The sequence below is a fragment of the Neoalteromonas arenosi genome (assembly GCF_030362855.1).
GTDB lineage: Bacteria > Pseudomonadota > Gammaproteobacteria > Enterobacterales > Alteromonadaceae > Alteromonas_E > Alteromonas_E arenosi.
The window spans coordinates 985540-1010086 of sequence record NZ_JAUCBP010000007.1; the positions used below are offsets into that span (position 1 = coordinate 985540).

Here is a 24547-nt window from a genome sequence, read left to right on the forward strand (position 1 = left end):
GCAAATCATGCTGATTTACCGCGCTGCTGCTCAATCAATTTAGTCAGCAAACGAGCCGTGTCCACTGGGCGCTCCAGCGGGAATAAATGCCCACCGGGCGTCACAACGTGCTCAAGCTTATTTTGTCTGATAAACGCGCGGCGCAGAAATGGTACACAAACGTCAGTCTTATCTCCTGTGACTATGGTCGCCGGGCATTGCAAATGCCCCGAGTACTTATGCAAATTATGCGGTACCGTGCGAAAAACCTCCGCTTCGATATTAGGGTCAAAGTTAAGTACTTGCTCATCATTATGTAAGTCGATGACTGAATTTACATAGTCTGCAATACAGTCTCTATCCACATGTCTAAACAGTCCTTTACCGGCAAAATAGTCAACTAAATCAACACTTCTATGCCAGCGTCTGTTGCGGGTTTTCGCTAAACCAGCAGGAGAGAATTTGTCGATTAACGGCGTGCGTTTCAACACTGCAGCAATGTGCCGGCCGATCCCCGTTGCTAAGGGTGGATCGAGCATGATCAAACCTGCATATCGATCGGGATTACGGCAACAGGCCAAATAGGACACAACGGCGCCGAATGAATGACCAACAGCAAAAACCTTTTGGTTTCGCTCCAATTGCGCGTCAATAAAGTGATTCATCTCATCGGCTTGGTTAGGCCAGTTATTCGACACAGGAAACTTGCGCGAATGGCCAAATTTTTCAATCGCGATAACGTGGTAATTCGCGGGTAAGGCTTCAAACAGTTTGCGGTAAGTACCAGACGGGAAACCATTAGCGTGGGCAAAGTGTAGATATATCTCTGACGCAGAGCTCATAATGTAGGATCGTTCTCTTGTTTATATTGTTGGGGCGTTATGCCGCACCATCGCTTAAATGCACGCCTAAAGTTTGCAACATCGGAGTACCCTAATCTATACGCAACACTTTTGATTGTAGATGTGTGTTCAGCGAGATATTGCTTTGCCATTGCTAACTGCGCTTGCTCGAGGATAATTTTAAAGCTTGTCCCTTCTTTTTTTAAATAGCGATGTAATGTCCGTGGAACAAGGTGCAATTGCTCGGCAATAGTTTGAATATCAGGCACCCGATCGTTTTGCTTTATCACCTGCATTAAAACCTTGCTCTGCCAACTCGCATGGGCTATCGAATTCGCCAGCTCTTGCTCACAAAACATTTTGGCTTGGGTCAAGCTGGCTTGGTCAACAGTTTGCATTTGTTTATCAACCCAATGGTTGTTTAATACAATGTGTGTCTGTGCTTGTGAGAAAGCCATATTACTCCCCATCAATTGCTGATACTTGGGCAAATAATCAGGCTGAGAATAGCGAAAACCGACGCGCTTAATGATCGGCAACGAGCGCGCTTGAATAGGTGTTTGGCCAACTCGAGACAGCGCTGTCTGAATGGTCGAAAACAAGGTGGTAACCATAACTTCGGTCATTGCTCGCTGCACTTGTTCATTGACCAGGCTTGAGTTTATAACCACCTGAGTCTCGTCTTGATGTCTGTCTATATCTAACGAAAATAAAGGTGTACGGGTGATTAAGTAGCGCTGAAAAAAATTCAGCATTTCTTTGATTGAGCCACAATTGAGCAACGCAAACCCTAACGCACCATGATGATTAATAGATAATTGTGCACCAATTACCAAACCTAAATGAGGCATACTAGACAAACGAATTGCACTGACAATTAAACGACAATACACATCGACATCAACCACACAGCTGCTGTCATACAAATCGCTTTCTCGCAAGTTTTCAGCACCGAGCCACTGCTCAACTGATCGCTGTCTTGAGCGCAGTACTTCCGCCACATGGTTCAGATAGTACAAAGTTACCTGTGTAACTAATTGATTGTGTTTCACTCTTGCTCTCTTGGTAAACCAGCGTCGCCAGTATGCCCCACTCTATACGCAGTTTTGTTTCACTGTCAATAAATGACCCCCTTGTGTCATTAATTGCTCTCGTGCATGACAGCTCACGATTTAACCTAAAGTGGTTTAAAACTAGACAGAATGGATAACGATGCTATTTCACCACCTCAAGTTTTACAGTGTTTACGTTATTGGCATTGCTTGTGCACTGAGCATAATGGCCGGAAGCAGTGTAATTGCTTATGGCTTCTTAATATTTCTTGGCTTTTTCATTATTGGTGATGTGTTGTTTGGCGACGACCATTCCACACCTGAATATCGCTATCCTGGATTATTGACATTTGCTCTCTGGTTGGCGATGCCCATGAGCCTAATACTTATGCTCAGCGGATTATGGCTAGTCTCGCCCTCTAACAATTGGCCAGGTATAGCTACCATGAGCCTTTGGTTAGGCATCGATTTAGTCGCACAAAAACAACAAACAACCGCAGTTCAACTTGCCGTCGCTGCGGTATTCTGTGGTTATATTTTAAGTTCAATTGGTACCATCAGTGCACATGAGCTCGTCCATCGCGTTGGCGACAAATTCAGCGTAACGATTGGCCGTTGGATCATGGCGATGAGCTTTGACGCAAACTTTTCCATCGAGCATGTATACGGGCACCACCGCTATGTAGCAACGGAGCAAGATCCCGCAACAGCTCCCCGAGGCCGCAACGTCTACACCCATATTGTGATCTCAACTATTCGCGGCAACGTGAGCGCTTGGCACCTCGAAAAGCAGCGTTTAGCGCGCAAACACCAAGCCGTTATGAGCTGGCATAACCGTTGTCTGCGCGGCTATGCAATGTCTGTCGTGTGGTTACTTCTGGCTTATGCTATTGCCGGTGCCGCAGGCGTATTGTTCTTTGTTGCTGCAGGTTTGGTGTGCAAGGCAATGCTCGAAATCGTCAATTACATGGAACACTACGGCTTAGTGAGAGATCCGAAACAGCGTGTGATGCCCAAACACTCGTGGAATACCAATAAGCGTTTAAGTTGCTGGGCAATGTTTAACCTAACTCGTCACTCTCATCATCACGCGCAAGGCGCTGTGCGCTTTGAGAAGTTAAAACCCATGCCCGAAGCGCCAGAAATGGTTACCGGTTACATGGCATGTGTACTGCTCACATTGGTTCCACCGTTGTGGTATCGAGTTATGCAATCCAAGCTTGAACACTGGGATACGCATTATGCCAATCAACAAGAGCTCGATATTATTAACCGCCAAAACAATGAATCGCATAGCTTAAATACACCAGCACGCAGCCTCTAATGGCCGCGTGCTGTCGCCACTTTAAGATCGCCGCGGATGCGCGTTGAAGTCCAGAAAAAGACCGCAATCGACAGCACATACATCACAACTAAGTATTCAAGTGCCGTCGTCAGGGCTTTAGTTTCTCCATATTCGGCAACCATTGACTGGCTGAATATGCCCACTAGTGTGGGCCCACCGCCCAGGGCAATAATGTTCAAAACGAAGAAAAACAATGCGGTAGACATAGCGCGAACGTTAACTGGCGCCAAAGTTTGAGCCATTGCAAAAGAAGGTCCTAAATAAGAGCCACTGGTAAATAGAAATAACGTGATCAGTGCTAATGACATATTGACACTTTCTACCTGTAACGTGAAGTAAAACGCAGGAACACCAATAATTAGCGCTAAAGCCGGTAATAACGCATAAGCTCTTTGGTCATGCTTACCCCACTTATCTGCTAACACGCCTCCTAACCACACGCCAAGTGCATAGGCTGTACCGTTGATAATGCCAAATGCAATCAACAGATCGCGAATTGGATAATCAGGGTGAACGCGTACATAGAAATCAATCATCCAGGTCGATATGGCATAATTTCCAAATGACGCAAACGAAATGCCTAAACACATGCCCCACCAGGTTGGGATCTTTAACAATACTTTAATTGACTCACCCACTGATGGTTTGGTGCCCGACTCTGCAACTACCACCTTAGGTCTTTGTGGCTCTTTAACCGTTAACTTCATTAACATTGCCAACGCGATACCAGGTAATCCGACGCTGATCATAACAATCCGCCAATCGGCACTACCACCAGTTAAGAAGAAAGCCGAGGCAAAAAACGCCGCCATGATGCCAAACGGTATGCCCAATGAATATACCGCTAGCGCCCCTGCGCGTTTTTCTTTAGGGAATAAGTCACTGATAATACTGTGTGAGGGAGGGCTTCCTCCGGCCTCACCAATACCAACACCTATTCGGGCGAGTGCTAACTGAGTGTAATTCATCGCTAATCCACTTAACGCAGTGAAGCCAGACCACATGGTAAGAGACACAGCGATAATATTGACGCGGTTGTATTTGTCTGCCAACCACGCGATCGGAATCCCTACTATGGTGTAGAGCAACGCAAAATATATCCCCTTTAAGTAGCCTAACTGAGCATCGTCTAAGCCGAGATCGGCTTTAATAAATGGGCTTAAAATCCCGAGTATTTGTCGGTCGATAAAATTAAAAGCGTAAACCAAGGTCAAAATTAGTAAAACATAATTTCTGTAACCTTGTGAAACTTGCTGAGGTGCCGCTGTTGAACTCGCTGATGTTGTCATAAGTTGGTTCTTTTTATTGGCTTATTCCCATACTACGGAAAGCCAGCAAAATTGAACAACTAAATGTTAATTATTTGTGATCATAAGTAAAACCGTTTGCACTTCTATTGCGTATCAAGCATGATACGCGCAACTCATCCGACCAGAGGCCAGCACATGCATATCGATGAACTTATTCAGTTAATTTCCGACAACCAAGTGTTGACTGAAGACCAAAATACCGTCGAACTATCGATTGGTGATGACTGGGCCCAAGGACGCACGTTATTTGGCGGTGTTTCAGCAGGTTTAACCTACTTGGTCTGCAAACCATTAGTTGAAAGCGATCGAGTGCTACGCTCTTTTACAACTAACTTCGTTGGACCATTAATGTTCGACAAAGCCTTTACTATCACAGCTAAGGTATTGCGAAGTGGTAAAAACGTCGCTCAAATTCAAGCTGAGATCCGTCAAGACGATAAGTATTGTTTAGTCGCACAAGCCTGTTTCGGTGTTGGCAGGCCCTCTAAAATCAGTGTTGAGAACACAGACACACATGATTTAGAGCCACCGAAGAAAGCCAAGTTTATCCCCCAAATCCCCAAGGTTACACCGCGATTTTTGCGTCATTTTGACCTCGCAATAAATGCTGGCGGTGTGCCGTTTATGAATGGTAAAGATGCCCACTATCACGGTTGGATGCGCTTTAAAAAGCCGCCTACAGAGATATCTGATGTCCATCTAATTACGTTGATAGATGCGTGGCCGCCAACGTTACTACAGAAGCTAAAATGGCCCGCACCCGCAAGCACCGTCAGCTGGAACTTAGAATTTATTCATCCACATAAGCCAGTTGCGGCGGATGATTGGTTTGCTTATAAAGCTGAAACGCGCCAAGCGGCAGAAGGTTACGGACACACAGAAGCGAATATATGGGATGCGGCAGGTGAACTAGTCGCCATTAGTCGCCAAACAGTGGCAATATTCGACTAACGAGATAGCCCTAGTACACCATAAAAGCACTTGGGTTAAACATTGAAATAACATTAATACACTGTAAGTTGGTGGTATCTAATGCAACTTCAATGTCATCTTCGTCTAGTTTTAAACACTCATTTAAAAACGGCTGCAAATTCGCGTAGGGTTCGTATACGTCTTGGTTGACGTTATCAAGTGCGAGGACGTACGCGAGCTGCATTATTTGCACGTCGGTATCGTCTGCCGGGAAAAGCTTGTGATGTACACGACTCACCAAATCATTGAGAGTATCGGGCAAGCCCCACGCAGTCATAATCTCTGAGGATAACTCCGCAAACGTAAAACCACATAACGTCTGCTGCATCACGCGCGGCGTGGTATTTTTGTTAATCGCGGCACACTGAGATGCCATTTCCGGATGAATTTGCACCATCGCCAACTCACCGATGTTATGTAGCAATCCTGCAACAAACAGGCGTTCAGGCTGACGTAACCTTTTTGCTTCAGCGATATGTTTGCCCAATAGCGCACAGCTGAGACTCTGCTCCCAAAATTTATCTAAATCGACAATATTGGCATTTACAGAAGCAAAGGTTTTCGCCACACCATACGAAACGGCTAAGTCATACAGGCTTTTGGTGCCAATGATCTGAATCGCTTTTGATATAGTGTCGATGCGATTGGGAAACTTGTACATCGCACTATTGGCAAGCTTTAGAAGCTGTGCTGCGAGCGTCGGATCAAAGGTGATCAAACGCGCAATGTCATCAACGGTAGACTGTTCGTCATCTATAACTGCGCGAAGACTGGTTACCGTATCAGGTAACACAAACAACTCTGCCGCCTCACTTGCATATTCTACAACGTTCATACATTACCCTTAACGTCTGGCCTGAACGACTTTATCAAATTTGTTAGCTCATCCGCCGAATACGTGGGCCTATTCTCGGGATGCTGCTCTACGGCCTTAACGGTACTCACAATAGCTTGATTCACCGGACAAGCAACACCTAGCTGTTGACCGTATTCAACCACCTTTTGATTGAGAAAATCAATCTCTGTTGTCCGCCCCAGTTCTAAATCCCACCACATAGAGGTTTTTACATGCGGATCAATCTGTAACATTTGATTGGCAACGCGTTTAAACAATACATTGGGTAATCGCAATACCCATGGAATTACCCGTGGCCCTACCGCTGCGACGTTGGGTAGTACAATCCCTGCCTGTCGAGTCACTGTTAGCAATTCTGACATCATCGCTGCAATGATCAGCCGATAGCCTCTATCTTCAAGCATAGCCTTGACTGGAATATTCGCCAATGCATTCACACTATTGCCTAAGTTCAATTGTAATTTAGCCCACTGCAATGCAGTCATTTCCTCAGTGAACGCCAATGGCAAAATGCTTGTGTCGCTACCATTATTGATACTGGGTTCAGTTAACAAACGTCGAAATACTCGATCATGAGCACTCGTTTCTATCGTCAGTGTCCCCTCTGAGCCACGGTGAAAATGCCCATTCCCTTGCTCAACAACATTAAACGGAACCATCACTCGTAAAACCAAGTTGTTAGGGAAAGCTCGTTTCACTGTCATATGAGAGTCAAGCCCATTTTGACAACAGATGATGACAGTATGAGGTCTAACTATTTTGCACAAGTCCTTACTGGCATTTTCCACAGCTGTACATTTCACCGTGAGCCATACGTAATCAATCGGTTCTTCGTCAGTTAACCCAGCCAATTGTGTGATCACGCTTGGCTTTGCGTTTGCGATTTCATTTTGATTAAAGTCAGTTATACGCACGCCATTAGTTAGCTTCTCAGCCCAGCTCGGCCTTGCATACCAAACGACCTTAGCCATGCCGATATTATCGGATGACTGTGCAATTTGGTTCATAACGGTACCCAAGTAACTACCAATTAGCCCGGTACCAAAGATAAGATGTTTATTCATCAATGGATTATATTTGTCTTACTTGCTGATATCATACGCTAATCATTCCTTTAAAGTCTTATGAATAAGCGCCAAAACTATGCAAGTTGTCGTGATTGGCTACGTATGGCCAGAGCCAAATTCTTCCGCCGCTGGGCAAAATATGCTGAATCTGTTAGAGGCCTTCGTCAATGCAGGCTGGAACACCATTTTTGCGTCGGCTGCAGCACCCTCTAAACATGCGATCGATCTCAATAAATACGGTGTTAGACCGACGACGATCGAGCTCAACAATTCGAGTTTTGACGCGTTTATTCAGCGCTGTAATCCCGATATCGTAATCTTTGACCGCTTTATGACAGAAGAGCAATTTTCATGGCGAGTCAAAGAGCATGCTCCCGATGCATTGCGCGTGTTAAATACCGAAGACTTGCACGCATTGCGCGATGCTCGTCAGCAACAATACAAGCAAAATAAGGATGATATAGACCTGCACACAGCACTGTTCTATCGCGAGATAGCCAGTATTTTGCGCAGCGATTTAACCTTACTTGTATCATCGTATGAGCAACAGTTCATAACCACTGAATTTCCAGTCAATCGGAAAAACACCTGGCACTTCCCTCTATTGCCAGCTCTCAGTTCAGGGAACCTCACACCCAGTTATACCGAACGACGAGACTTTATCTTTATCGGCAACTTTAGACATGCCCCCAATTGGGACGCGGTTTTAAGGCTCAAACAGCTTTGGCCTCGGATTCGGCGCCGTGTGCCAAATACAAACATGCTAATTTATGGCGCCTACCCACCTAAGAAAGCCACTCAACTGCATAACGAGAAAGACGGCTTTTTAGTCAAAGGCTGGGCTGAAGATGCGCAAGCAGTATTGCGCAACGCGCGCGTTTGTGCGGCTCCACTTAATTTTGGCGCGGGTGTAAAAGGCAAGTTTTTAGATGCATTTCAGGCACAAACGCCAAGTATAACGACTACAGTAGGGATTGAAGGTATCACCTCACCAGAACACTGGCCGGGGATCGTAACCGATAACGATGAGGCCTTTGTGGATGCTGCCGAGTATCTCTACAACAATGCTGAGCCGTGGCATTTGGCGCAAAAAAAAATTGCTGCGCTAGAGATAGACGCAGATGCTAAACAGCATCACCAAGCGGCACTAATCCAGCGCCTTACTGATGCAAAACTCAACCTAACCCAATTGCGCCAAGACAATTTTGTCGGCGCTATGCTGCACCATCATACCCTGGCTAGCACTCGCTATATGGCGCAGTGGATAGAGGCCAAGAATAAGTACAACTAGTAAAAAGTAGCCAATTGCTAGTTTGACATTTGTCGATATCGCGTTTTACTTATGTCGCTGTCTAAAACTCGAGTACTCGACTATGCTTTATGCGGAGGTGCGTACATATGGAAATTGAAGAGCTAGACCTGCGAAAAATACTCGATAATGCGCATATGGGCGTAGTCATTCATCGTTATGACACATCAATAGTATATGCCAATCCTGCCGCTCTTCGCCTTTTACGTCTCGATTACCAACAACTCATTGGCAAAGATGCGTTCGATCCTGGTTGGCATTTTTTGGATGAAAGTGGCCAACCGCTAGAGCTAGAGCAATACCCGGTTAATCGCGTTCAAAGCTCTAATGGCAATATAGAAAACGAAGTTATTGGCGTAGTTGATAAGAACGCAGATTTTATCAGCTGGTTTCTTGTCAATGGTTATATCGAGGGTCGAATAGGTGATGATAATAGTTTTATTGTAATTACTTTCTCTGACGTCACTGAAACTGTCAGACCATTCTCCGCAGAGGATATCGTCGAAAATACTCAAGATATCGTGATTGTCACTGAAGCAGACACCATTGATTATCCTGACGGTCCAAAAATCGTTTATGTCAATAAGGCCTTTGAGCGCCTAACGGGTTACTCCAAGGCAGAAGCGATTGGTGAGACGCCGAGAATATTGCAAGGAGCGCTGACGGACGCTGCAGCAAAACAGAGAATAAGAGGCGCGTTATTGAAGCGCGAAGCCATATCAGAAACCTTGTTAAACTATGACCATCAAGGCAGGCCCTACTGGATTGAATTGAGTATTTTCCCGCTCAAAAATCGGCGTGGAGACGTTACGCATTTTGCCGCGATCGAACGCGATGTCTCGCAGTTACGGTTCCAACAAGAACAACTAAAGACAAGAAATGCAGACTTAAAAGCGTTAAAAGAGTCGCTTGAAACTAAGATAAAAGAACGAACGCTAACGCTCAAAAAAGCCACCGCGAAACTCGAGAAAATTGCGTATTATGATCCGCTTACAAACCTTGCAAACCGACGGTTCTTCAGCCATTTATTTGATAAACAGGTCAAGATAGCACGCAGAAGAGAGCAGAATATAGGGTTTGCTGTCATTGATATCGACGACTTCAAATTCATCAATGACAATTATGGTCACGATGTTGGTGATCGGGTTTTAATTGAAGTTGCTCAAGTCTTATCTAAATCCGTACGCAGTGAAGACTCGTTATGCCGTTATGGCGGCGAAGAGTTTGTTGTATGCTTATCCGGAACTAATAAAGATGAATTTGAACAGTGCTGCAGACGATTAGTTGAAAGTATGCGTACTATTTGTGTTACGGGAAAGTCTAACCACATCAAAATCAGTATTAGTCTTGGCATGATAGTGGTATCAAGCCAGCAAGCAGTTGAAGAGCAAGAGGTTTACCGCCTAGCTGACGGTCTGATGTATCAAGCTAAAAAACAAGGTAAAGACCAATTTGTCTTAGACATAAAGGTGTAAAATAGCGTCAATCAGCAATAGCTTGACCTCGCGTTTTATAGTGATGCAAATGTTTTTACGATGGCTAATGCTGCATCTATGTTCTTAATTCGGTTCTCGTCATCTATTTGGTCAATGACTTCCTTTAACTTAGAAAGATCTTTTTGTTGCTTAAAATCCAACGAAACTAGTTTCATGAACCAGTTATTAAATAGTCATTTTGACTCTTGTCGTGAGTAGACGATTCGGCTCTTGGTGTGTCGTGGGTCTGCTGCAATATGCGCGTACAAGCTATCAACCACTGAATCTTCGCCTTCTAAAAGCTGTAAAAAAACACCTTCATTATAGGTCAAACACCCAGTGACATTGCGTTGCTTATTTGCGGCGCTTGAAATCGCAGCTAATTCAGCTAACTCGTTATTATCAAATGGTTTTGTAGCACGACTAATATAAATAAGTTGTTTCACAATAACTGTCCAATGCTCATTTAATACGAGTATGGCCGCACCGGTTTAAAAAACAAATTATGCGCAGTTAGCATGATTACTAGGGGCGATTAAATCGCCCAACGCATACTGTTTTCAACTCTGCTCTGGAATGTATGTAGCGGTTCGCCTTTTTCACCGACAATCACCATATCTGCGTTGCTATAGCGCGACGCTTTGCCGTTGAAACGACTATCACTAAACTCGTCCCAACCGCCGAGGCGATTGTCTTTAGGCAATATGTACATATTGATCTTACCTGCCTCGCCTTCAACCACTAATCGCAACACACTGACGTTGTTGTAATTACAATGGTAAGAGTTTGCGTACATAACAGGCCCTATTTCTTGTTCCATTTGCACGCCGTAGCTCGCTAACTGTGCATTCACCTCCTCTAGAGGAATTGATTGCTCAGCTTGCTGGACATCCTTATAGGAATATGTGAGTGCATATTCTCCCGCGGCTAAATTGCCTTCCGGTTGCAACGAGCTCACATTGATCATTAAACCAATCACAAAAGCCACACACGCCGCAGCTGCAATTTGCCAGTAATTAGCGTCATTGGCGGCCTTTAATTTTACAGGTGCATCGGAACTATCGTCGACGTCTTCTTGGCTTTCCATTGCCTGACGCAAAATCAACTTGCTCGCCAAGTCTTCAGGTACATCAACTTTTGCAGCAGCATCAATTTTGGCATTCAATACTCGCATTTCATCAACGTAATGCTTCTTAGCCGGATCATCGGCAATAGCGCGTTTAATTTCTTCGGATTGCGCGTTGGGATCAGCCAATAACGCGCGGCGAAATTCTAAATCATCCATTAGTTTGACCTCGCTTCTTTGACATCATTTTCCACATTTTCTTTCAACATATTTCGGGCTCTAAACAATCGAGTCATTACAGTATTTCTGTTTAACTCTAATAACTTGGCAATTTCTTCTCCACTAAATCCCCAAATAACTTGAAGCATTAATGGCTCGCGGTATTCTTCAGCTAGTTTGCCAATTTGCGCTCGCATCCATCGTTGCTCAGCGTTTTGTTCATTGGTTGTGCCTTGCACATCGGCAACGTTATGGTCATCAATATCAACCAAATCGAATTGTTTACGCTCAAAGCGACGGGCATTCTCGCGCCGCAAGATGGTGATTAACCATGACTTAGCGGCTCTTTCATCTTGCAAAGAATCAAGGGCTTTCCATGCGCGCAAAAAAGTCTCTTGCACCAAGTCCTCTGCTACCTGTCTATCGTTAACTAACCAATAGGCATAGCGGTACAAGTCTTTGTGCAGTGCGTGTACCAGCGCCTCATAGCGTTTTTCTTTACTAGCCATGCTCGTAAAGACCGAGTCACTGTGATTTTTATTTCGTTTTATTGATTTATTTTTAAAATATTTTGTAACCACAGGTAATCCATTTACAACATTGTCATTTACGCACCATGAAGCGGCGTGGTTTTACTTTGTTCAGCAGATCAGAGCGTTGGGCAATACCGATCGCGCCGAGTCTCCAAATCACGGCATATCGCGCTTTGCCGCTCTCTCTCATCAGTGATTGTGGAAAATTGAGCCAGATAATCATCGATATTCACTGCATCCAAGTTAACGGCCAATTTTCGAAAAGGACGTGGAAACGACTGTCCGGGCGCCATTACATGATGTAAGCCGCCGCTGTGCGCAATGATCATACTGCCACCGGAAAATTGCGGTAACAAGTCGCAGATACCACTTTTTACCGTCATGGGTTGTCCATTTTTATCCAGTCCATTGGGTCTCTTCATTCGACCTTCAGGCATAAATATCAAGATTGAATCGCTTGCTAATAGCTCCAAAAAGTGCTTCCACGTGTGATCGCGCTTACGACTTAAACTGGCGATACGCGGAGCAAACAATTTGAGGATTTTCCCCTGCGGCTTGCGCAAACTGACATCGGCAACCGGAAACACTAAGCGCTGTGACATTTGCCACAAAAATCGAGTAGGCATTGCAGTACTGTAGATAAACTCGAGCAGGCTGGTGTGATTTAAGATCAATATTAAGCGCACGTCGCACCAGTCTTTGTCGGTGGGCGGGTTAATCCATTCCACTTTCGTTGGATAACACCAATAACGCATTAATTTTACAAAATACAACAGTGTAAAACGTAGGACATTACCAATCACAAGTCCTCCTTTAAAATATCAATACAGTGTAGCGCTATTTACGACTTTATCGCTTGAATTACTGCATTGATACCATTTTGCCGAGAGTCGCTTAAAAACCGCTGTAAGCCTATCGCTTCTAAGTGTTGATGGTAATCGAATCTCACTTGTTGCTCTGGCGCGAGTGAATTTGCGCGCTCTAATACCACTGCCAGCAGGCCTCGGACAATTTTCGAAGGCGAATATGCGGCATACGCAGTATTACCTGTTCGCTGTATCACTTTGTGCAGCCAAACGTCGGCCTCACACCCAACCACTTTGGTGGCCTCGCCGCGCAATTCGAGGGCTAATACAGGTAACTGTTTACCCGCTAACATTATTTGCCGGTATACCGCATCCCAGCCAGTGGCCGTTCTAATCGCCGTGGCTATCGGTAATTCTGCGTCTGATACAGTTTCAACAGTAGCATTAGCCTCCATTACTAGCGCCTTTTTAAGTGCATCAACAATAGCCTCGACTTCTTCAACGGTGTTGTAGGCAGCTAGCGATATGCGCGTAGTTCCGGACACCTGTAATACATCCATTAAAGGCATCGCACAGTGATGCCCACTTCGCACGGCTACTGACGCTTTATCCATCAGTAAAGCAACATCGTGATGATGGACGCTATCAAGGATAAACGAAACGAGCGGAATACTACTAATGCCTTGGCCAAAATCGCCGAGCATTCGCAGCCCCTCAATCGCTTTTAGGCCCCTATACAAATTCACAGCTAAGGTCTTTTCATGCTCTTGAATGGTTTTCAGATGCTTCGCCAAAAAATCAACTGCAGCAGCAAAAGCGACGACACCGGCAATATTGGGTGTACCCGCTTCGAATTTCAGTGGCTTTGATTGCCAACTGGCCCTCGAAAATGTTGCTTGAGCAACCATCTCTCCACCCAATTGATAAGGCGGTAGCGCATCGAGTAACTCTGCTTTGCCATAAAGTACGCCAACGCCCGTGGGACCATACATTTTATGCGCACTAAAGACGTAAAAATCACACGCTAACTCACGCATATCCACTGGCATGTGCGCAACGGCCTGAGTTCCATCAATAACCGACAACGCTTTGTGCGCATGGGCGGCATCTATAAAGCGTTTGATTGGGTACTCATTGCCCAGTGCATTTGATACCTGTGCTATCGCAACAATCGCTGTCGCTGGCGTAACCATTGCCAGAGCGCGTTCAACCTCTAGCTGGCCAGCGCTATTGATCGGCATGATCTTTAGTGTTAATCCACGCTTCTCTGCTAGCTGCTGCCATGGCAACAAGTTTGCGTGATGCTCACTGCCACAGACAAGGATTTCACTACCGGATAACAGCTCTGAATTGCCAAGTGTAGTCGCAAGTACATTCAGTGACTCTGTTGCCCCTTTGGTAAAAATAATTTGATTAGCTGATGGTGAGCCGATAAACGCAGCAACTTTTTGTCTTGTTGCTTCAAATTTATTTGTCGCGTTGTTACCCGCTCGATAAGCACTGCGATGCACTGTCGCATAATCCCGAGTGAGAAATTCGACAGTGCGTTCAATTACGGCTTGTGTTTTATGCGTAGTCGCAGCGCTGTCGGCATAAATACCAGTAGACTGCTGGAAATACGGAAAGTGGTCTCTAATACTCAATCGTTCAATCATTTAGTGTGAATGAACCGCTAGTATAAAACACTGTTAGTCTTTGGGTAAAACCTCTTGCATACACGTTACCCATTCATTTGCGTGCATGACAATACCCTCTTCTTCTTCTCCGCATGGAAAAACCAATAGCAACGTATTGTTTTTCTCAAGACCGGGCGCCCACAATTCGATAAACTCTGAAGCGGTAATTTTCTTGGGTGCGCACTCAGGAAAATCATCGCGTTCCCACGCTACAACAAACTCCTCGTGCGACCAGATGGGTAAGCAAAGCTCATTTTCGCTGTCGACCATGATCCAGCCATTTTTGCCAAACAATCCCCAAAAACAGTGACTGCTTTTTAGCGCCTGTAAGAAGTATTCGAAGCGATCTTCAGGAGAAAGGCGAGTAACCCGGATAAATTCATCCGGAGAGAGTGTTTCCGTGGGTGTAACTGGTCCGTCGATATTCATGCTTTTAGTCCTTTAAAGTGACGGTTAATTGTACCGAGGACAGCCGTAATAAGCTACTCATATATAGTTAAATGTGATTACTATTTAACCAACTTATAAAGTCACCTGCTCACTTTGGTTCATTATCGTCAAACGCTTTGCTACCATTGCTGAAAAATCCTTTTACCTAGAAAACTATGAAAGTTGTATCCTTTAATATCAATGGTATTCGTGCTCGTATTCACCAACTCAAAGCGCTTATCGATAAACATCAACCCGATGTCATCGGTTTACAAGAAATAAAAGTGGATAACGCAGCATTTCCAGTGAGTGATATTGAAGCACTTGGTTATCATGTTGCCTTTCATGGTCAAAAAGGTCATTACGGCGTTGCCCTTATGTCTAAGCAGGCGCCAAGCAAAGTGGAATATGGCTTTCCTGGCGATGCAGAAGATGCACAGCGCCGTATGATCACGGGTTATTATGAATTTAATGGTCAAACCGTTGCAGTGCTCAATGGCTATTTTCCTCAAGGTGAGAATCGTGATCACCCAGTTAAGTTTCCTGCTAAGCAAAAATTTTACGCCGATTTAAACCATCATTTGCAAACCAATTTCAGTGCTGATGAGGCAGTGATCGTGATGGGCGATGTAAACATATCGCATACAGATTTAGACATCGGTATCGGTGAACCCAATGCAAAACGCTGGTTGAAGACAGGCAAATGTAGTTTCTTGCCAGAAGAACGCGAGTGGCTCAACACTCTGATTGATTGGGGGTTTTCCGACACATTTCGCCTTCAACACCCTGAGGTAAACGATCAGTTTAGTTGGTTTGATTACCGCTCAAAAGGCTTTGATGACAATCGAGGATTACGTATTGACCTTATCCTTACGACGCAAGTTTTGACCCAAGCATTGACCCAAACCGGCATTGATTACGAACTAAGAGGTATCGAAAAACCTTCTGATCATGCACCAATTTGGGCGGAATTTGCGAGTTAAACCATGACGATGTTACAAGTCATAGCCGCACTTGGTCTCTTGGCCTTGTTAGCGAGTGTTGTGAAACATATCGAATTTACACAGCTAAGAAGCTCCAAACTACAACAACACTTAGTGTTTGGTGCCGCCGCCAGTGTTTTTGTGCTATGGATCTTTCGCGCCGGTATTTACGAAGGGTTGGATGTTCACTTCCTATGGCTCTCGGCGCTGGCTTTAACGCTTGGTGTGCGCTTCGCATTGTTAGCGGGTACCGCAGCGTTGTTAGGTGTTACGGCATTAGGTTACGAGCAATGGCAAATGCTTGGGGTCAATGGCTTGTTGGGTGTTGCGGTACCGATTGTCATCACCCATCTAATCTATAACATTTCTTTTCACCGGCTCCCACGTAATCTTTTTTTGTATATCTTTGTATGTGCATTTATTCCAGGTGCCGCGTTAATTGCGTTAAAGATGTTTTTATTGGGTAGCTATTATGTGATTGATGGCACCTATGATTGGCTGACAGTAAAAGATAACTTTTTGATCTTGATACCGTTAATGCTCTTCCCAGAAGGCATGCTCAACGGTATGACAATGACCTTACTGATAATCTACAAACCCCACTGGGTTTATACGTTTCACGACAAATTCTATATTGATGGTAAATAAAAAAAGCCGCTGTTCTCAGCGGCTTTTCCGTTTTACGATTTGAACAGCACGTCCATTATACCGCTGAGCTCTGTTTTACCTTCACGGATTTCCTGTTCGGTAAGACCGGCTAATTCATGCGGGAAGACCAACCACTCTTCGCTTTCACGCACAAAGTAATCGGGCACCAAATCAGTTTTATTATTCTTGGGTTTATACCAAGGGCATGCAATACGAATATCACTTGGCATATTTAAACGCATCTGACTACGGATCTTTTTGATCAAGGCATCGACACTGCGTCCTGAATCGAACACATCATCTACGATTAAAATCGCATCGTCAGCATTGGCGTTTTCAATCAAATAGTGCAGACCGTGAACCCTGATTTCTTTGCTCTGCTTATCGATTCCATAATAAGACGATGTGCGCACAGCGATGTGATCAGTTGGCGTGTTTCGAAATTCAAAAAACTCCTGAACCGCAATACCTATAGGCGCACCACCTCGCCATATACCGACGATAAATTGCGGCCGAAAGCCGTCTTCAAAAACTTGCGAGGCAAGTCGGAACGAGTCTTCTAGCAAAGACTGAGCGGTGATATAGGTTTTTTGCATAACAACTTCCGATATTTTCGAGTGGCGCAAGTATAGTGAAAACTCACTCGTATTGTAAGGCTCTGGCAGGTTGCACGCGCAATGCTTTTAGCGCCGGATAAATCGTTGCGAGTATACACAACAACAACGAAAACAAGGTGACCGCGATGACTTGTTCAACGCGCATATCAACCGGCAATCCGCCAGTGATAGTATAGCCAGTATTCACATTAAACAGATCGAGTATGGTATTCAGTTGCCAAACCACTAGCACGCCCAATACAGTCCCCAGTATTGCACCCTTTAGGCCATTGGCAACGCCATTAAAAAGAAAGATTTTCATAACCTCGCTTTTAGCCATTCCCAGACTCATTAAAATTGCTATATCCCCTTGCTTTTCATTGACGATCATCACCAATGCAGAAACGATATTAAATGCAGCCACTGCGATGACCAGAAGCAATAACAAAAACATCATGTTTTTTTCCATTTTCACTGCGTCGAATAACGGGCCCTGACGTGCCCTCCAAGTTTCGAATACTAAACCTTGGGCTTCGATTTCCTGAGCAATAGCTTCATACGCAAAGGCATCATCCAAAAACACCCGAGTATTATCTATAGCGCCTCGTTGCCGCAATAAACGCTGTAAGTCCGCCGCATTCATGTAAATGGTTTTGTCATCGAGCTCCGAACCCACATTAAAAACCCCAACGACTTCTACGAGGCGTTGGCTCGGTACTTGTCCAAACGGTGTGTATACTGACGCGCCTGCCACCAGCAAACGCAGCGGATCGCCCGGTCTGATGTTCAACTGGGCCGCTAACGCTTGTCCAACTATAATTCGAAATGACTTCTCGGTAAGTGAATCAAAACTGCCGACGACAAGGCTTTGCGCGACTATAGACAATGATTGCATTTGTTCCGGCATGATACCTTGAATGGCAACTCCACGAAGCTCCGTAGGTGTTTGAATGACACCCTCTGCTTCTAGATATGGCATAGTACCAACCACACGCGATTGGTCTACAAAGGTTATTTTTTCCGGTGCTGTTGCAACAGTTAGATGTGGCATGATGCCCAAGATGCGCTGCTTTAATTGACCTTCGAAACCATTCATCACCGACAACACGATGATTAGCGCCATGATGCCCAAGGTTATACCCGTAACGGAAAAGAAATTGATAAACGCGACAAAACTACTCGCTTGTGAGGCACGAGAATAGCGCAAGCCAATAAACGCGAAAACGGGATGAAACATAACGGCAGGTCACCTTTTGCTGTGAAAACTGTGAATAGCTTGCGAAAGTTATAGTTAATGCGACAATGCGTTGCATGATACGAACATCTGCAAGGGCATACAAGGTAATCTATGACTGAACCGGCATTCGATGATTTGACAGCAGAACAAAAACGCCAACAGTTTAATGAGTATTTTCTGATTAAACACGAGCTCAATGTCAACATTAAGCCGGTTGACGAGAACACCTTACCCGCTGCTAATAAGCTTGAAGAATGCATGCCTTATGCCTTTAAAATAGCCGGTGAGATGGCCAGTATTGAAGCACAAGCGTTACGTCCGCTGCGCAACCTCAGCAGCCACGCGGCAGAGCTCGCCGAATTTCTGAATGCACAAGCGCGCAAAATAGATTTGATGATGTCGTTTATTTTGCATCAGCAAGATGAAGAAACGGCGCGTTACTCCACGTTGCGATTCGGTGGTGGCGGGATTGAAGTTTTAACCTCAACACCCTTCGCGGTTGGCAGTCATGTCGAGCTCAAAATTTTTCTCACCGAAGAAGCGGCAGCGGTATATTGCTTTGCTGAAGTAATTACTTGCGACGAGCATCCAGATGGTTACCATAGCGCCTTCATTTTTAGTCGGATCCGCAATGTTGACCAAGAGTTATTGGTACGCGCAAGTTTGCACCTCCAAACTCAACAGTTGCGGAAGCGATCTGAATCGAACAATTCTGAGTAAAAACGCGCATCTTTAAGGTTGTTATTCGCATTCATGAGTCATTCTATTTTCGATCCGGTCTTACCGGTAAAAAAAGCCACGGTTGTTGATCAATTACAATGGGGTGAACTCCCCGCCAGTAGCTCTGCGCTTGCTATCGCTAATGTCGTTAACAAACACCAGGGCCCTACGTTACTGGTTACTGCAGATACCCCCAGTGCTCATCGACTCGAACGCGAAATAAAATTTTTCGGGCAGCCGAATTCACTCAAGATTAATGTCTTTCCCGATTGGGAAACCTTGCCCTACGATACATTCTCACCGCATCAGGATATCGTTTCTCAACGCTTAGAGACGCTAGATGCTTTGGGCGAAAGTCAGAATGCGCTATTTATTGTTCCAATCAATACGCTGATCCAGCGCCTAGCACCAGTAGAATACCTTGCGCAATATTTGCTGCTATTAAAGACCGGCCAAAAACTCAATATTCAAGCATTCAGTCGTAAGCTTGAAAAAGCCGGATATCTGCATGTCAATCAGGTGATGAGTCATAGCGAATTCTCGGTCCGCGGGAGCATCATCGACTTATTCCCGATGGGGAACGATCACCCGTTTCGAATCGACTTGTTTGACGATGAAATTGATTCCATCCGGATCTTTGACCCCGAAGACCAGCGCTCTGGTGATAGTGTTAATGAAATACGCCTATTACCTGCTCGTGAGTTCCCTACCGATAAAGCGGGAATTTCTCGCTTTCGTGAACAATTTTTAACTCACTTCGATGCCACTAATGCCAAAGACTCTATATTTCATCGAGTGACTTCGGGGCAAGGCACTCTGCCTGGTGGCGTGGAATACTATCTGCCACTGTTTTTCGAGCAAACAGCAACTTTGTTTGATTACTTGAGTGATAATACCCAAGTTTTGCTGCATGGCGATATTGTTGATGCGTGTGAGTTTGTCTGGGCAGATATCAACCACCGCTACGAGCAGCGCCGCTACATTCCTGAGAGGCCATTACTCCCTCCGGCCGAAATCTACCTCAGTGTTGACGAGGTGTTTGCACAGCTGAAACAGTGGCCGCGGATTAAAATTCAAGTACCCGCCGTTGAAGTTAAAGCGGGCCGGTTTAACTTTGGGGTGCACAAAGTCGATGATATTGCGATTCAGCCACAACACAAAGAGCCGGCTCAACGACTGCGTCAACGAGTTGAGAAGACTTTGGGCAATGGCGGTAAAGTGCTGTTTTGTGCGGAAACACTGGGACGCAAAGAAAACTTAATTAAAATACTTAAGCAAGCGCATCTCAAGCCGCACTCGGTCAAGTCTTTAACCGAATTTCTCACTCAGCACGAATCTGTGGGTCTAACCATCGGTAATGTCGAGAATAGCTTTCATTTACAGGACAGCGATGGTGAATTGCTGTTTATTACTGAAACCGAGCTGCTTGGTCACAAGGTTAGTCAACGCAGGCGCCGTGAAAAGCAGCGGGCTACTGATGAATCCGCCGTTATTCGCAACTTAGCGGAGTTAACCGAGGGCCAACCGGTCGTTCATATTGACCATGGTGTCGGACGCTACTTAGGACTACAGACTCTAGATGCCGGCGGTGTAACCACTGAGTACTTGACTATTGAATATGCCAAGGCCGCCAAGCTTTATGTCCCGGTTGCTTCACTGCATTTAATCAGTCGTTACAGTGGTGGCGATCCTGATCATGCGCCGTTACACGGCTTAGGCTCTGATAACTGGAGTAAAGCAAAACAGAAAGCAGCAGAAAAAGTACGCGATGTCGCCGCGCAATTGTTGGATGTTTATGCGCGACGTGCCGCTAAACCCGGTTTCGCTTATAAAATTGATTGGCAGGAATACCAACGCTTTGCCGACAGTTTCCCGTTTGAAGAAACGGTCGACCAGCAACAAGCGATTAGTGCAGTGATCAATGATATGGGACAACCCAGCGCCATGGATCGCTTGGTCTGCGGGGATGTTGGCTTTGGTAAAACTGAAGTTGCAATGCGCGCCGCATTTTTAGCCGCAAATCAAGGTAAACAGGTGGCGATTTTGGTACCCACGACCCTACTCGCGCAACAGCACTTTGAGAATTTTAAAGACCGATTTGCCGACTGGCCATTCAATATTGAAGTCATGTCTCGCTTTGTTAGCACCAAACAAACCAATCTCGTTCTGAATGGTCTTGCAAATGGCACTGTAGATATTGTTGTAGGCACTCATAAACTCATTCAGGATGATGTTAAATACAACGACCTAGGTTTAGTGATCATCGATGAAGAACACCGCTTCGGTGTACGACAAAAGGATAAATTCAAGTCATTACGCGCCGATGTGGATATTCTTACCCTTACAGCAACGCCTATACCGCGAACGTTAAATATGGCGCTAAGTGGCATGCGAGACCTCTCGATAATTGCTACGCCACCGGCTAAACGACTGTCGATTAAAACCTTTGTGCAACAGCGTAATAAAGAAATCATCCGCGAAGCGGTAATGCGGGAAATACTGCGCGGCGGCCAAGTGTACTTCTTGCACAATGAAGTTGATACAATTGAGCGCACCGCAGATGAAATTGCCGAGATCGTGCCTGAAGCTAGAATTGCTATTGGACATGGCCAGATGCGCGAGCGTGAACTCGAACAAGTCATGAGTGACTTTTATCACCAACGCTACAATGTGTTGGTGTGTACTACCATCATAGAGACAGGTATCGATGTCCCGTCGGCGAATACCATAATCATGGATCGCGCCGATCATCTAGGCTTGGCGCAATTACACCAACTGCGCGGTCGAGTCGGGCGTTCACACCATCAAGCTTATGCCTACTTGCTTACACCCCACCCTAAGCGCATGACCAAAGATGCGACTAAGCGGTTAGAGGCCATTGCTAATCTCGAAGATCTTGGCGCCGGCTTCCAGTTAGCGACCCACGACCTCGAAATACGTGGCGCAGGTGAGTTATTGGGTGATGATCAGTCGGGCCAAATTGCCACGATCGGTTTCACTTTGTATATGGATATGCTCGAGCAAGCAGTTGAAGCATTAAAAGCTGGGAAAGAGCCGTCGTTGGATAGTGTGCTCGCAACACAAGCAGAGATTGAGCTACGCATTCCTGCCCTGTTCCCCGAGGATTATATTGGCGATGTCGGGATCCGCTTATCCCTGTATAAAAAGCTAGCCAGCTGTCAGACCAAAGTGGATATTGATGCGCTGCAAATAGAACTTATCGACCGTTTCGGAATGTTACCTGACGCAGCGAAAAACTTGATTGCAATTGCAGAATACAAGCTCAAAGCGAAGCGAATTGGCATAACCAAAATAGAAATGGGTAACCAATCTGGCAGTATAGAATTTGCAGCTGACACGAAGGTTGACCCTGGCTTCATCATCCAATTAATACAAACAAAGCCGAAACAATTCAGATTTGACGGCCCAACTAGACTCAAGTTAATAAATACGCCAGATTCTGCGCAACAGCGACTTGATATGGTATCTTCCCTATTAGACGATTTGTGTAAGGAATCCAATCTGCAATGAAGCGCCAGTTCGTTCGTAAAATCAGAGCATTAACGCAACGTATCAGTGCCGTCACCTATATCTGTGGCGCTGTAGTTGTGGGTATGTCTTTACCTGTAGCAGCGCAGCAGCAAGACTGGTGGTTCGATATTGAAGTTATTGTGTTTGAGCGGCAGCACGATACCCCATTGGCAGAACAGTTTGACTCCGAATCAGAGACCCCCTCTGGTTATGCATATGACCTGTTAAGCCGCGCTTTATACCCTGACGTAAGATCAGTGTTGCGGACCTTTCCGATTTGCCCAAATGATGAGCTACCAAGTGTTGAAGCGATAATTGAAGAGTATCGCGCGTTTATAGCCTCTCAACAAGCGGCTACAGACGACACACTGACACAGGAGACACCTGAAGAAGTCACGCCCCTTCCAAACCTTGTTGAAGATGAAGACGTCGAGAATACTGAAGAGCCAAGCGAAACGGTCTTAGCTCCACCACTTTCTCCTCTGACGAGATTGATCGAAGCGCAGCAAGCCTACATCGATAAATTACCGCCACTTGCTGAAGTCACATGGCAGCGCCCCTATGATTGTCTTACCCCAAGTGATGTGCTCGCAACCGATCACTTTGTGTTTCTAAACAATATCGACCTATTACCGCGTGCTAACCAAATGCTGCAAAGCCCCACAGGCGCTAATTGGCAGCGTAGTTATCAGCCGCATTTACTCGATGATGATCAGCGTTTGCTGCAAGAATTTGCTGACGATATCCAGCGCCAACGCAACCAGCGTGTGTTGTTGCACACTGCGTGGCGTCAAGAGGTGCTCTTTGGCCGAGATGTTGCGCAAAGTATGCGCTTAATTGCGGGCCAAGATTATAACGCGCCGCTCTATCAACGCTGGGAATTGGAGCAACAATTAGCGGAACTTGAGCGTCAACAAGAACAGGAGCAAAACCGGTCAGCTAATACCGAAACAACGCAGGACGAAGACCCTTTCTTCACAGACTTGTTTGCGGCTATCAATGGCCCAGTAAACCCCAATATTGTTGACGAAATCCTCGCTGAGCAAACGGATCCTGTTGCACAAGCCGTACATTTAATTAAACCTTTATGGCAGTTAGACGGTGAGTTTAAAGTGTTCTTGCAATACATTGGCGGTGTGCCATACCTGCATGTTGATAACGACCTGCGTTTTAGGCGACCTAGCCAATACAATGATTTTGGTGAAGCCGTGGCATTTGACAATATAGAAATGAAACAGCTACGTCGGGTTATTAGTCAGCAAATCCATTATTTTGATCATCCGTTGTTTGGCGTAATCGTGCAAATTCGTCGATATCAACGCCCCAGCCTATTGGATGATAGTCTCGGAGAAACCAACGAGTGAAGATTTACACCAAAACCGGTGACCAAGGTGAAACTCAGGTTTATTTAACAGACACGTTGCGCAAGCGCAAAGACGATCTACTTCTTGAAGCTTACGGCACACTGGATGAGCTGAATGCGCATGTAGGGGTTTTGATTAGTCACGTCAACAACACTGATAAGGCGCTGATTGAGCAGCTGACTCTGGTTCAACGCGATTTGTTTCAACTGGGATTCGCCATTTCGGCGAGTAGCACGCTGGATGAAACACGCATTGTAGCGTTAGAAAATGCAATCGATGCTATGCAGAAATCTGTTCCTGCGCAAACGGCGTTTATTTTGCCCGGTGGCACACTACAGGCTGCGCAAGCACACGTATGTCGCACGGTTTGTCGGCGCGCGGAGCGCGTGCTGGTCTCACTCGCTGAACAACATGAGCTTGCGCCGGTTGCCCAAGCGTATATCAATCGGTTATCAGATTATTTCTTTGTACTTGCCAGGTACTTCAACTATCACGCGGAAGTTTCAGATATCGAAGTGTAGTCGAGTATCGT

General features: G+C 45.5%; 23 protein-coding genes. 10 read left to right on the forward strand and 13 right to left on the reverse strand.

The genetic code is table 11. The features are described 5' to 3' along the window. Nucleotides 1-5 precede the first annotated feature (5 nt). Together QTP81_RS10780 and QTP81_RS10785 are read right to left on the reverse strand one after the other, a co-directional pair. The gene (locus QTP81_RS10780; RefSeq protein WP_289365422.1) at nucleotides 6-821 is read right to left on the reverse strand and encodes an alpha/beta fold hydrolase; all 816 of its coding nucleotides are present in this window, start codon (nucleotides 819-821) and stop codon (nucleotides 6-8) included. Beyond that, a complete protein-coding gene (locus tag QTP81_RS10785; protein WP_289365424.1) occupies nucleotides 818-1873 on the reverse strand; it encodes an AraC family transcriptional regulator in 1056 nt (351 codons plus the stop codon). Before QTP81_RS10785 ends, QTP81_RS10780 begins: the two co-directional genes overlap by 4 nt. 160 nt (nucleotides 1874-2033) lie before the next feature. Here QTP81_RS10785 and QTP81_RS10790 point away from each other — a divergent pair, with 160 nt between their 5' ends. Next, nucleotides 2034-3197, forward strand: a complete 1164-nt coding sequence (locus QTP81_RS10790) for an alkane 1-monooxygenase (RefSeq protein WP_289365426.1) — start codon at nucleotides 2034-2036, stop codon at nucleotides 3195-3197. Here QTP81_RS10790 and QTP81_RS10795 read toward each other — a convergent pair. After that, nucleotides 3194-4507, reverse strand: a complete 1314-nt coding sequence (locus QTP81_RS10795; RefSeq protein ID WP_289365427.1) for a spinster family MFS transporter — start codon at nucleotides 4505-4507, stop codon at nucleotides 3194-3196. The genes QTP81_RS10790 and QTP81_RS10795 overlap by 4 nt on opposite strands. Before the next feature lie 156 nt (nucleotides 4508-4663). Here QTP81_RS10795 and QTP81_RS10800 point away from each other — a divergent pair, with 156 nt between their 5' ends. Then, nucleotides 4664-5479 (forward strand): acyl-CoA thioesterase, encoded by an 816-nt coding sequence (locus tag QTP81_RS10800; protein WP_289365431.1) that lies wholly within the window; start codon nucleotides 4664-4666, stop codon nucleotides 5477-5479. Nucleotides 5480-5489: 10 nt separating this feature from the next. Here the strand turns inward: QTP81_RS10800 and QTP81_RS10805 are convergent, their stop codons facing one another. Beyond that, nucleotides 5490-6335: an HDOD domain-containing protein gene (locus QTP81_RS10805; protein WP_289365432.1), complete on the reverse strand. Its 846-nt coding sequence runs from the start codon at nucleotides 6333-6335 to the stop codon at nucleotides 5490-5492. Then, nucleotides 6332-7420: a 2-dehydropantoate 2-reductase gene (locus QTP81_RS10810; protein WP_289365434.1), complete on the reverse strand. Its 1089-nt coding sequence runs from the start codon at nucleotides 7418-7420 to the stop codon at nucleotides 6332-6334. The genes QTP81_RS10805 and QTP81_RS10810 overlap by 4 nt, the downstream gene beginning before the upstream one ends. A 79-nt stretch (nucleotides 7421-7499) precedes the next feature. Between QTP81_RS10810 and QTP81_RS10815 the strand changes: the two genes are divergently transcribed. Both QTP81_RS10815 and QTP81_RS10820 read left to right on the forward strand, forming a co-directional pair. Continuing rightward, entirely contained in the window at nucleotides 7500-8714 is a 1215-nt protein-coding gene (locus QTP81_RS10815) for a glycosyltransferase (RefSeq protein WP_289365435.1), read from the forward strand. A 107-nt stretch (nucleotides 8715-8821) separates the two neighbouring features. Next, nucleotides 8822-10207: a diguanylate cyclase gene (locus QTP81_RS10820; protein WP_289365437.1), complete on the forward strand. Its 1386-nt coding sequence runs from the start codon at nucleotides 8822-8824 to the stop codon at nucleotides 10205-10207. A gap of 194 nt (nucleotides 10208-10401) precedes the next feature. Here the strand turns inward: QTP81_RS10820 and QTP81_RS10825 are convergent, their stop codons facing one another. The 6 genes from QTP81_RS10825 to QTP81_RS10850 all read right to left on the reverse strand — a co-directional run bounded on the left by QTP81_RS10825 (nucleotide 10402) and on the right by QTP81_RS10850 (nucleotide 14936). Further along, on the reverse strand, nucleotides 10402-10653 hold the full coding sequence (locus QTP81_RS10825; protein WP_289365439.1) for a BLUF domain-containing protein: 252 nt from the start codon (nucleotides 10651-10653) through the stop codon (nucleotides 10402-10404). Between the two features lie 89 nt (nucleotides 10654-10742). Continuing rightward, nucleotides 10743-11492 (reverse strand): DUF3379 family protein, encoded by a 750-nt coding sequence (locus QTP81_RS10830; RefSeq protein ID WP_289365442.1) that lies wholly within the window; start codon nucleotides 11490-11492, stop codon nucleotides 10743-10745. Beyond that, nucleotides 11492-12043 carry a sigma-70 family RNA polymerase sigma factor gene (locus tag QTP81_RS10835; RefSeq protein ID WP_289365642.1) on the reverse strand — a complete coding sequence of 184 codons (552 nt, stop codon included), beginning with the start codon at nucleotides 12041-12043 and terminating at the stop codon, nucleotides 11492-11494. Before QTP81_RS10835 ends, QTP81_RS10830 begins: the two co-directional genes overlap by 1 nt. 98 nt (nucleotides 12044-12141) lie before the next feature. Beyond that, on the reverse strand, nucleotides 12142-12828 hold the full coding sequence (locus QTP81_RS10840) for a hypothetical protein (RefSeq protein WP_289365444.1): 687 nt from the start codon (nucleotides 12826-12828) through the stop codon (nucleotides 12142-12144). 38 nt (nucleotides 12829-12866) lie between these two features. Beyond that, the gene (locus tag QTP81_RS10845) at nucleotides 12867-14474 is read right to left on the reverse strand and encodes an aminotransferase class V-fold PLP-dependent enzyme (RefSeq protein WP_289365446.1); all 1608 of its coding nucleotides are present in this window, start codon (nucleotides 14472-14474) and stop codon (nucleotides 12867-12869) included. A 45-nt stretch (nucleotides 14475-14519) separates the two neighbouring features. Beyond that, nucleotides 14520-14936: a DUF2750 domain-containing protein gene (locus QTP81_RS10850; protein ID WP_289365448.1), complete on the reverse strand. Its 417-nt coding sequence runs from the start codon at nucleotides 14934-14936 to the stop codon at nucleotides 14520-14522. A 176-nt stretch (nucleotides 14937-15112) separates the two neighbouring features. Here QTP81_RS10850 and xthA point away from each other — a divergent pair, with 176 nt between their 5' ends. Both xthA and QTP81_RS10860 read left to right on the forward strand, forming a co-directional pair. Continuing rightward, the gene (gene xthA / locus QTP81_RS10855) at nucleotides 15113-15919 is read left to right on the forward strand and encodes an exodeoxyribonuclease III (protein ID WP_289365449.1); all 807 of its coding nucleotides are present in this window, start codon (nucleotides 15113-15115) and stop codon (nucleotides 15917-15919) included. A gap of 3 nt (nucleotides 15920-15922) precedes the next feature. Continuing rightward, complete coding sequence (locus QTP81_RS10860; protein ID WP_289365451.1) at nucleotides 15923-16567, forward strand: energy-coupling factor ABC transporter permease; 645 nt, start codon at nucleotides 15923-15925, stop codon at nucleotides 16565-16567. A gap of 32 nt (nucleotides 16568-16599) precedes the next feature. On the opposite strand, the gene QTP81_RS10865 is transcribed toward QTP81_RS10860, so the two are convergent. Together QTP81_RS10865 and QTP81_RS10870 are read right to left on the reverse strand one after the other, a co-directional pair. Beyond that, entirely contained in the window at nucleotides 16600-17163 is a 564-nt protein-coding gene (locus tag QTP81_RS10865; protein WP_289365453.1) for a phosphoribosyltransferase, read from the reverse strand. Between the two features lie 43 nt (nucleotides 17164-17206). Next, the gene (locus QTP81_RS10870; RefSeq protein ID WP_289365456.1) at nucleotides 17207-18400 is read right to left on the reverse strand and encodes a lipoprotein-releasing ABC transporter permease subunit; all 1194 of its coding nucleotides are present in this window, start codon (nucleotides 18398-18400) and stop codon (nucleotides 17207-17209) included. 111 nt (nucleotides 18401-18511) lie between these two features. Here QTP81_RS10870 and QTP81_RS10875 point away from each other — a divergent pair, with 111 nt between their 5' ends. Genes QTP81_RS10875 through QTP81_RS10890 form a run of 4 tightly spaced genes read left to right on the forward strand, consistent with a single transcriptional unit; the run spans nucleotide 18512 to nucleotide 24536 of the window. Further along, a complete protein-coding gene (locus tag QTP81_RS10875; protein ID WP_289365457.1) occupies nucleotides 18512-19120 on the forward strand; it encodes a PilZ domain-containing protein in 609 nt (202 codons plus the stop codon). Nucleotides 19121-19153: 33 nt separating this feature from the next. After that, a complete protein-coding gene (gene mfd, locus QTP81_RS10880) occupies nucleotides 19154-22651 on the forward strand; it encodes a transcription-repair coupling factor (RefSeq protein ID WP_289365459.1) in 3498 nt (1165 codons plus the stop codon). Continuing rightward, on the forward strand, nucleotides 22648-24015 hold the full coding sequence (locus tag QTP81_RS10885; RefSeq protein WP_289365461.1) for a CsiV family protein: 1368 nt from the start codon (nucleotides 22648-22650) through the stop codon (nucleotides 24013-24015). Before mfd ends, QTP81_RS10885 begins: the two co-directional genes overlap by 4 nt. After that, a complete protein-coding gene (locus QTP81_RS10890; RefSeq protein ID WP_289365463.1) occupies nucleotides 24012-24536 on the forward strand; it encodes a cob(I)yrinic acid a,c-diamide adenosyltransferase in 525 nt (174 codons plus the stop codon). The genes QTP81_RS10885 and QTP81_RS10890 overlap by 4 nt, the downstream gene beginning before the upstream one ends. Nucleotides 24537-24547: the final 11 nt, after the last annotated feature.

Coding starts and splice junctions, on each gene's coding strand:
- QTP81_RS10780 (WP_289365422.1), bottom strand. CDS start 821: ATGAGCTCTGCGTCAGAGATATATCTACACTTTGCCCACGCTAATGGT.
- QTP81_RS10790 (WP_289365426.1), top strand. CDS start 2,034: ATGCTATTTCACCACCTCAAGTTTTACAGTGTTTACGTTATTGGCATT.
- QTP81_RS10795 (WP_289365427.1), bottom strand. CDS start 4,507: ATGACAACATCAGCGAGTTCAACAGCGGCACCTCAGCAAGTTTCACAA.
- QTP81_RS10800 (WP_289365431.1), top strand. CDS start 4,664: ATGCATATCGATGAACTTATTCAGTTAATTTCCGACAACCAAGTGTTG.
- QTP81_RS10805 (WP_289365432.1), bottom strand. CDS start 6,335: ATGAACGTTGTAGAATATGCAAGTGAGGCGGCAGAGTTGTTTGTGTTA.
- QTP81_RS10810 (WP_289365434.1), bottom strand. CDS start 7,420: ATGAATAAACATCTTATCTTTGGTACCGGGCTAATTGGTAGTTACTTG.
- QTP81_RS10815 (WP_289365435.1), top strand. CDS start 7,500: ATGCAAGTTGTCGTGATTGGCTACGTATGGCCAGAGCCAAATTCTTCC.
- QTP81_RS10820 (WP_289365437.1), top strand. CDS start 8,822: ATGGAAATTGAAGAGCTAGACCTGCGAAAAATACTCGATAATGCGCAT.
- QTP81_RS10830 (WP_289365442.1), bottom strand. CDS start 11,492: ATGGATGATTTAGAATTTCGCCGCGCGTTATTGGCTGATCCCAACGCG.
- QTP81_RS10850 (WP_289365448.1), bottom strand. CDS start 14,936: ATGAATATCGACGGACCAGTTACACCCACGGAAACACTCTCTCCGGAT.
- xthA (WP_289365449.1), top strand. CDS start 15,113: ATGAAAGTTGTATCCTTTAATATCAATGGTATTCGTGCTCGTATTCAC.
- QTP81_RS10860 (WP_289365451.1), top strand. CDS start 15,923: ATGACGATGTTACAAGTCATAGCCGCACTTGGTCTCTTGGCCTTGTTA.
- QTP81_RS10865 (WP_289365453.1), bottom strand. CDS start 17,163: ATGCAAAAAACCTATATCACCGCTCAGTCTTTGCTAGAAGACTCGTTC.
- QTP81_RS10870 (WP_289365456.1), bottom strand. CDS start 18,400: ATGTTTCATCCCGTTTTCGCGTTTATTGGCTTGCGCTATTCTCGTGCC.
- QTP81_RS10875 (WP_289365457.1), top strand. CDS start 18,512: ATGACTGAACCGGCATTCGATGATTTGACAGCAGAACAAAAACGCCAA.
- mfd (WP_289365459.1), top strand. CDS start 19,154: ATGAGTCATTCTATTTTCGATCCGGTCTTACCGGTAAAAAAAGCCACG.
- QTP81_RS10885 (WP_289365461.1), top strand. CDS start 22,648: ATGAAGCGCCAGTTCGTTCGTAAAATCAGAGCATTAACGCAACGTATC.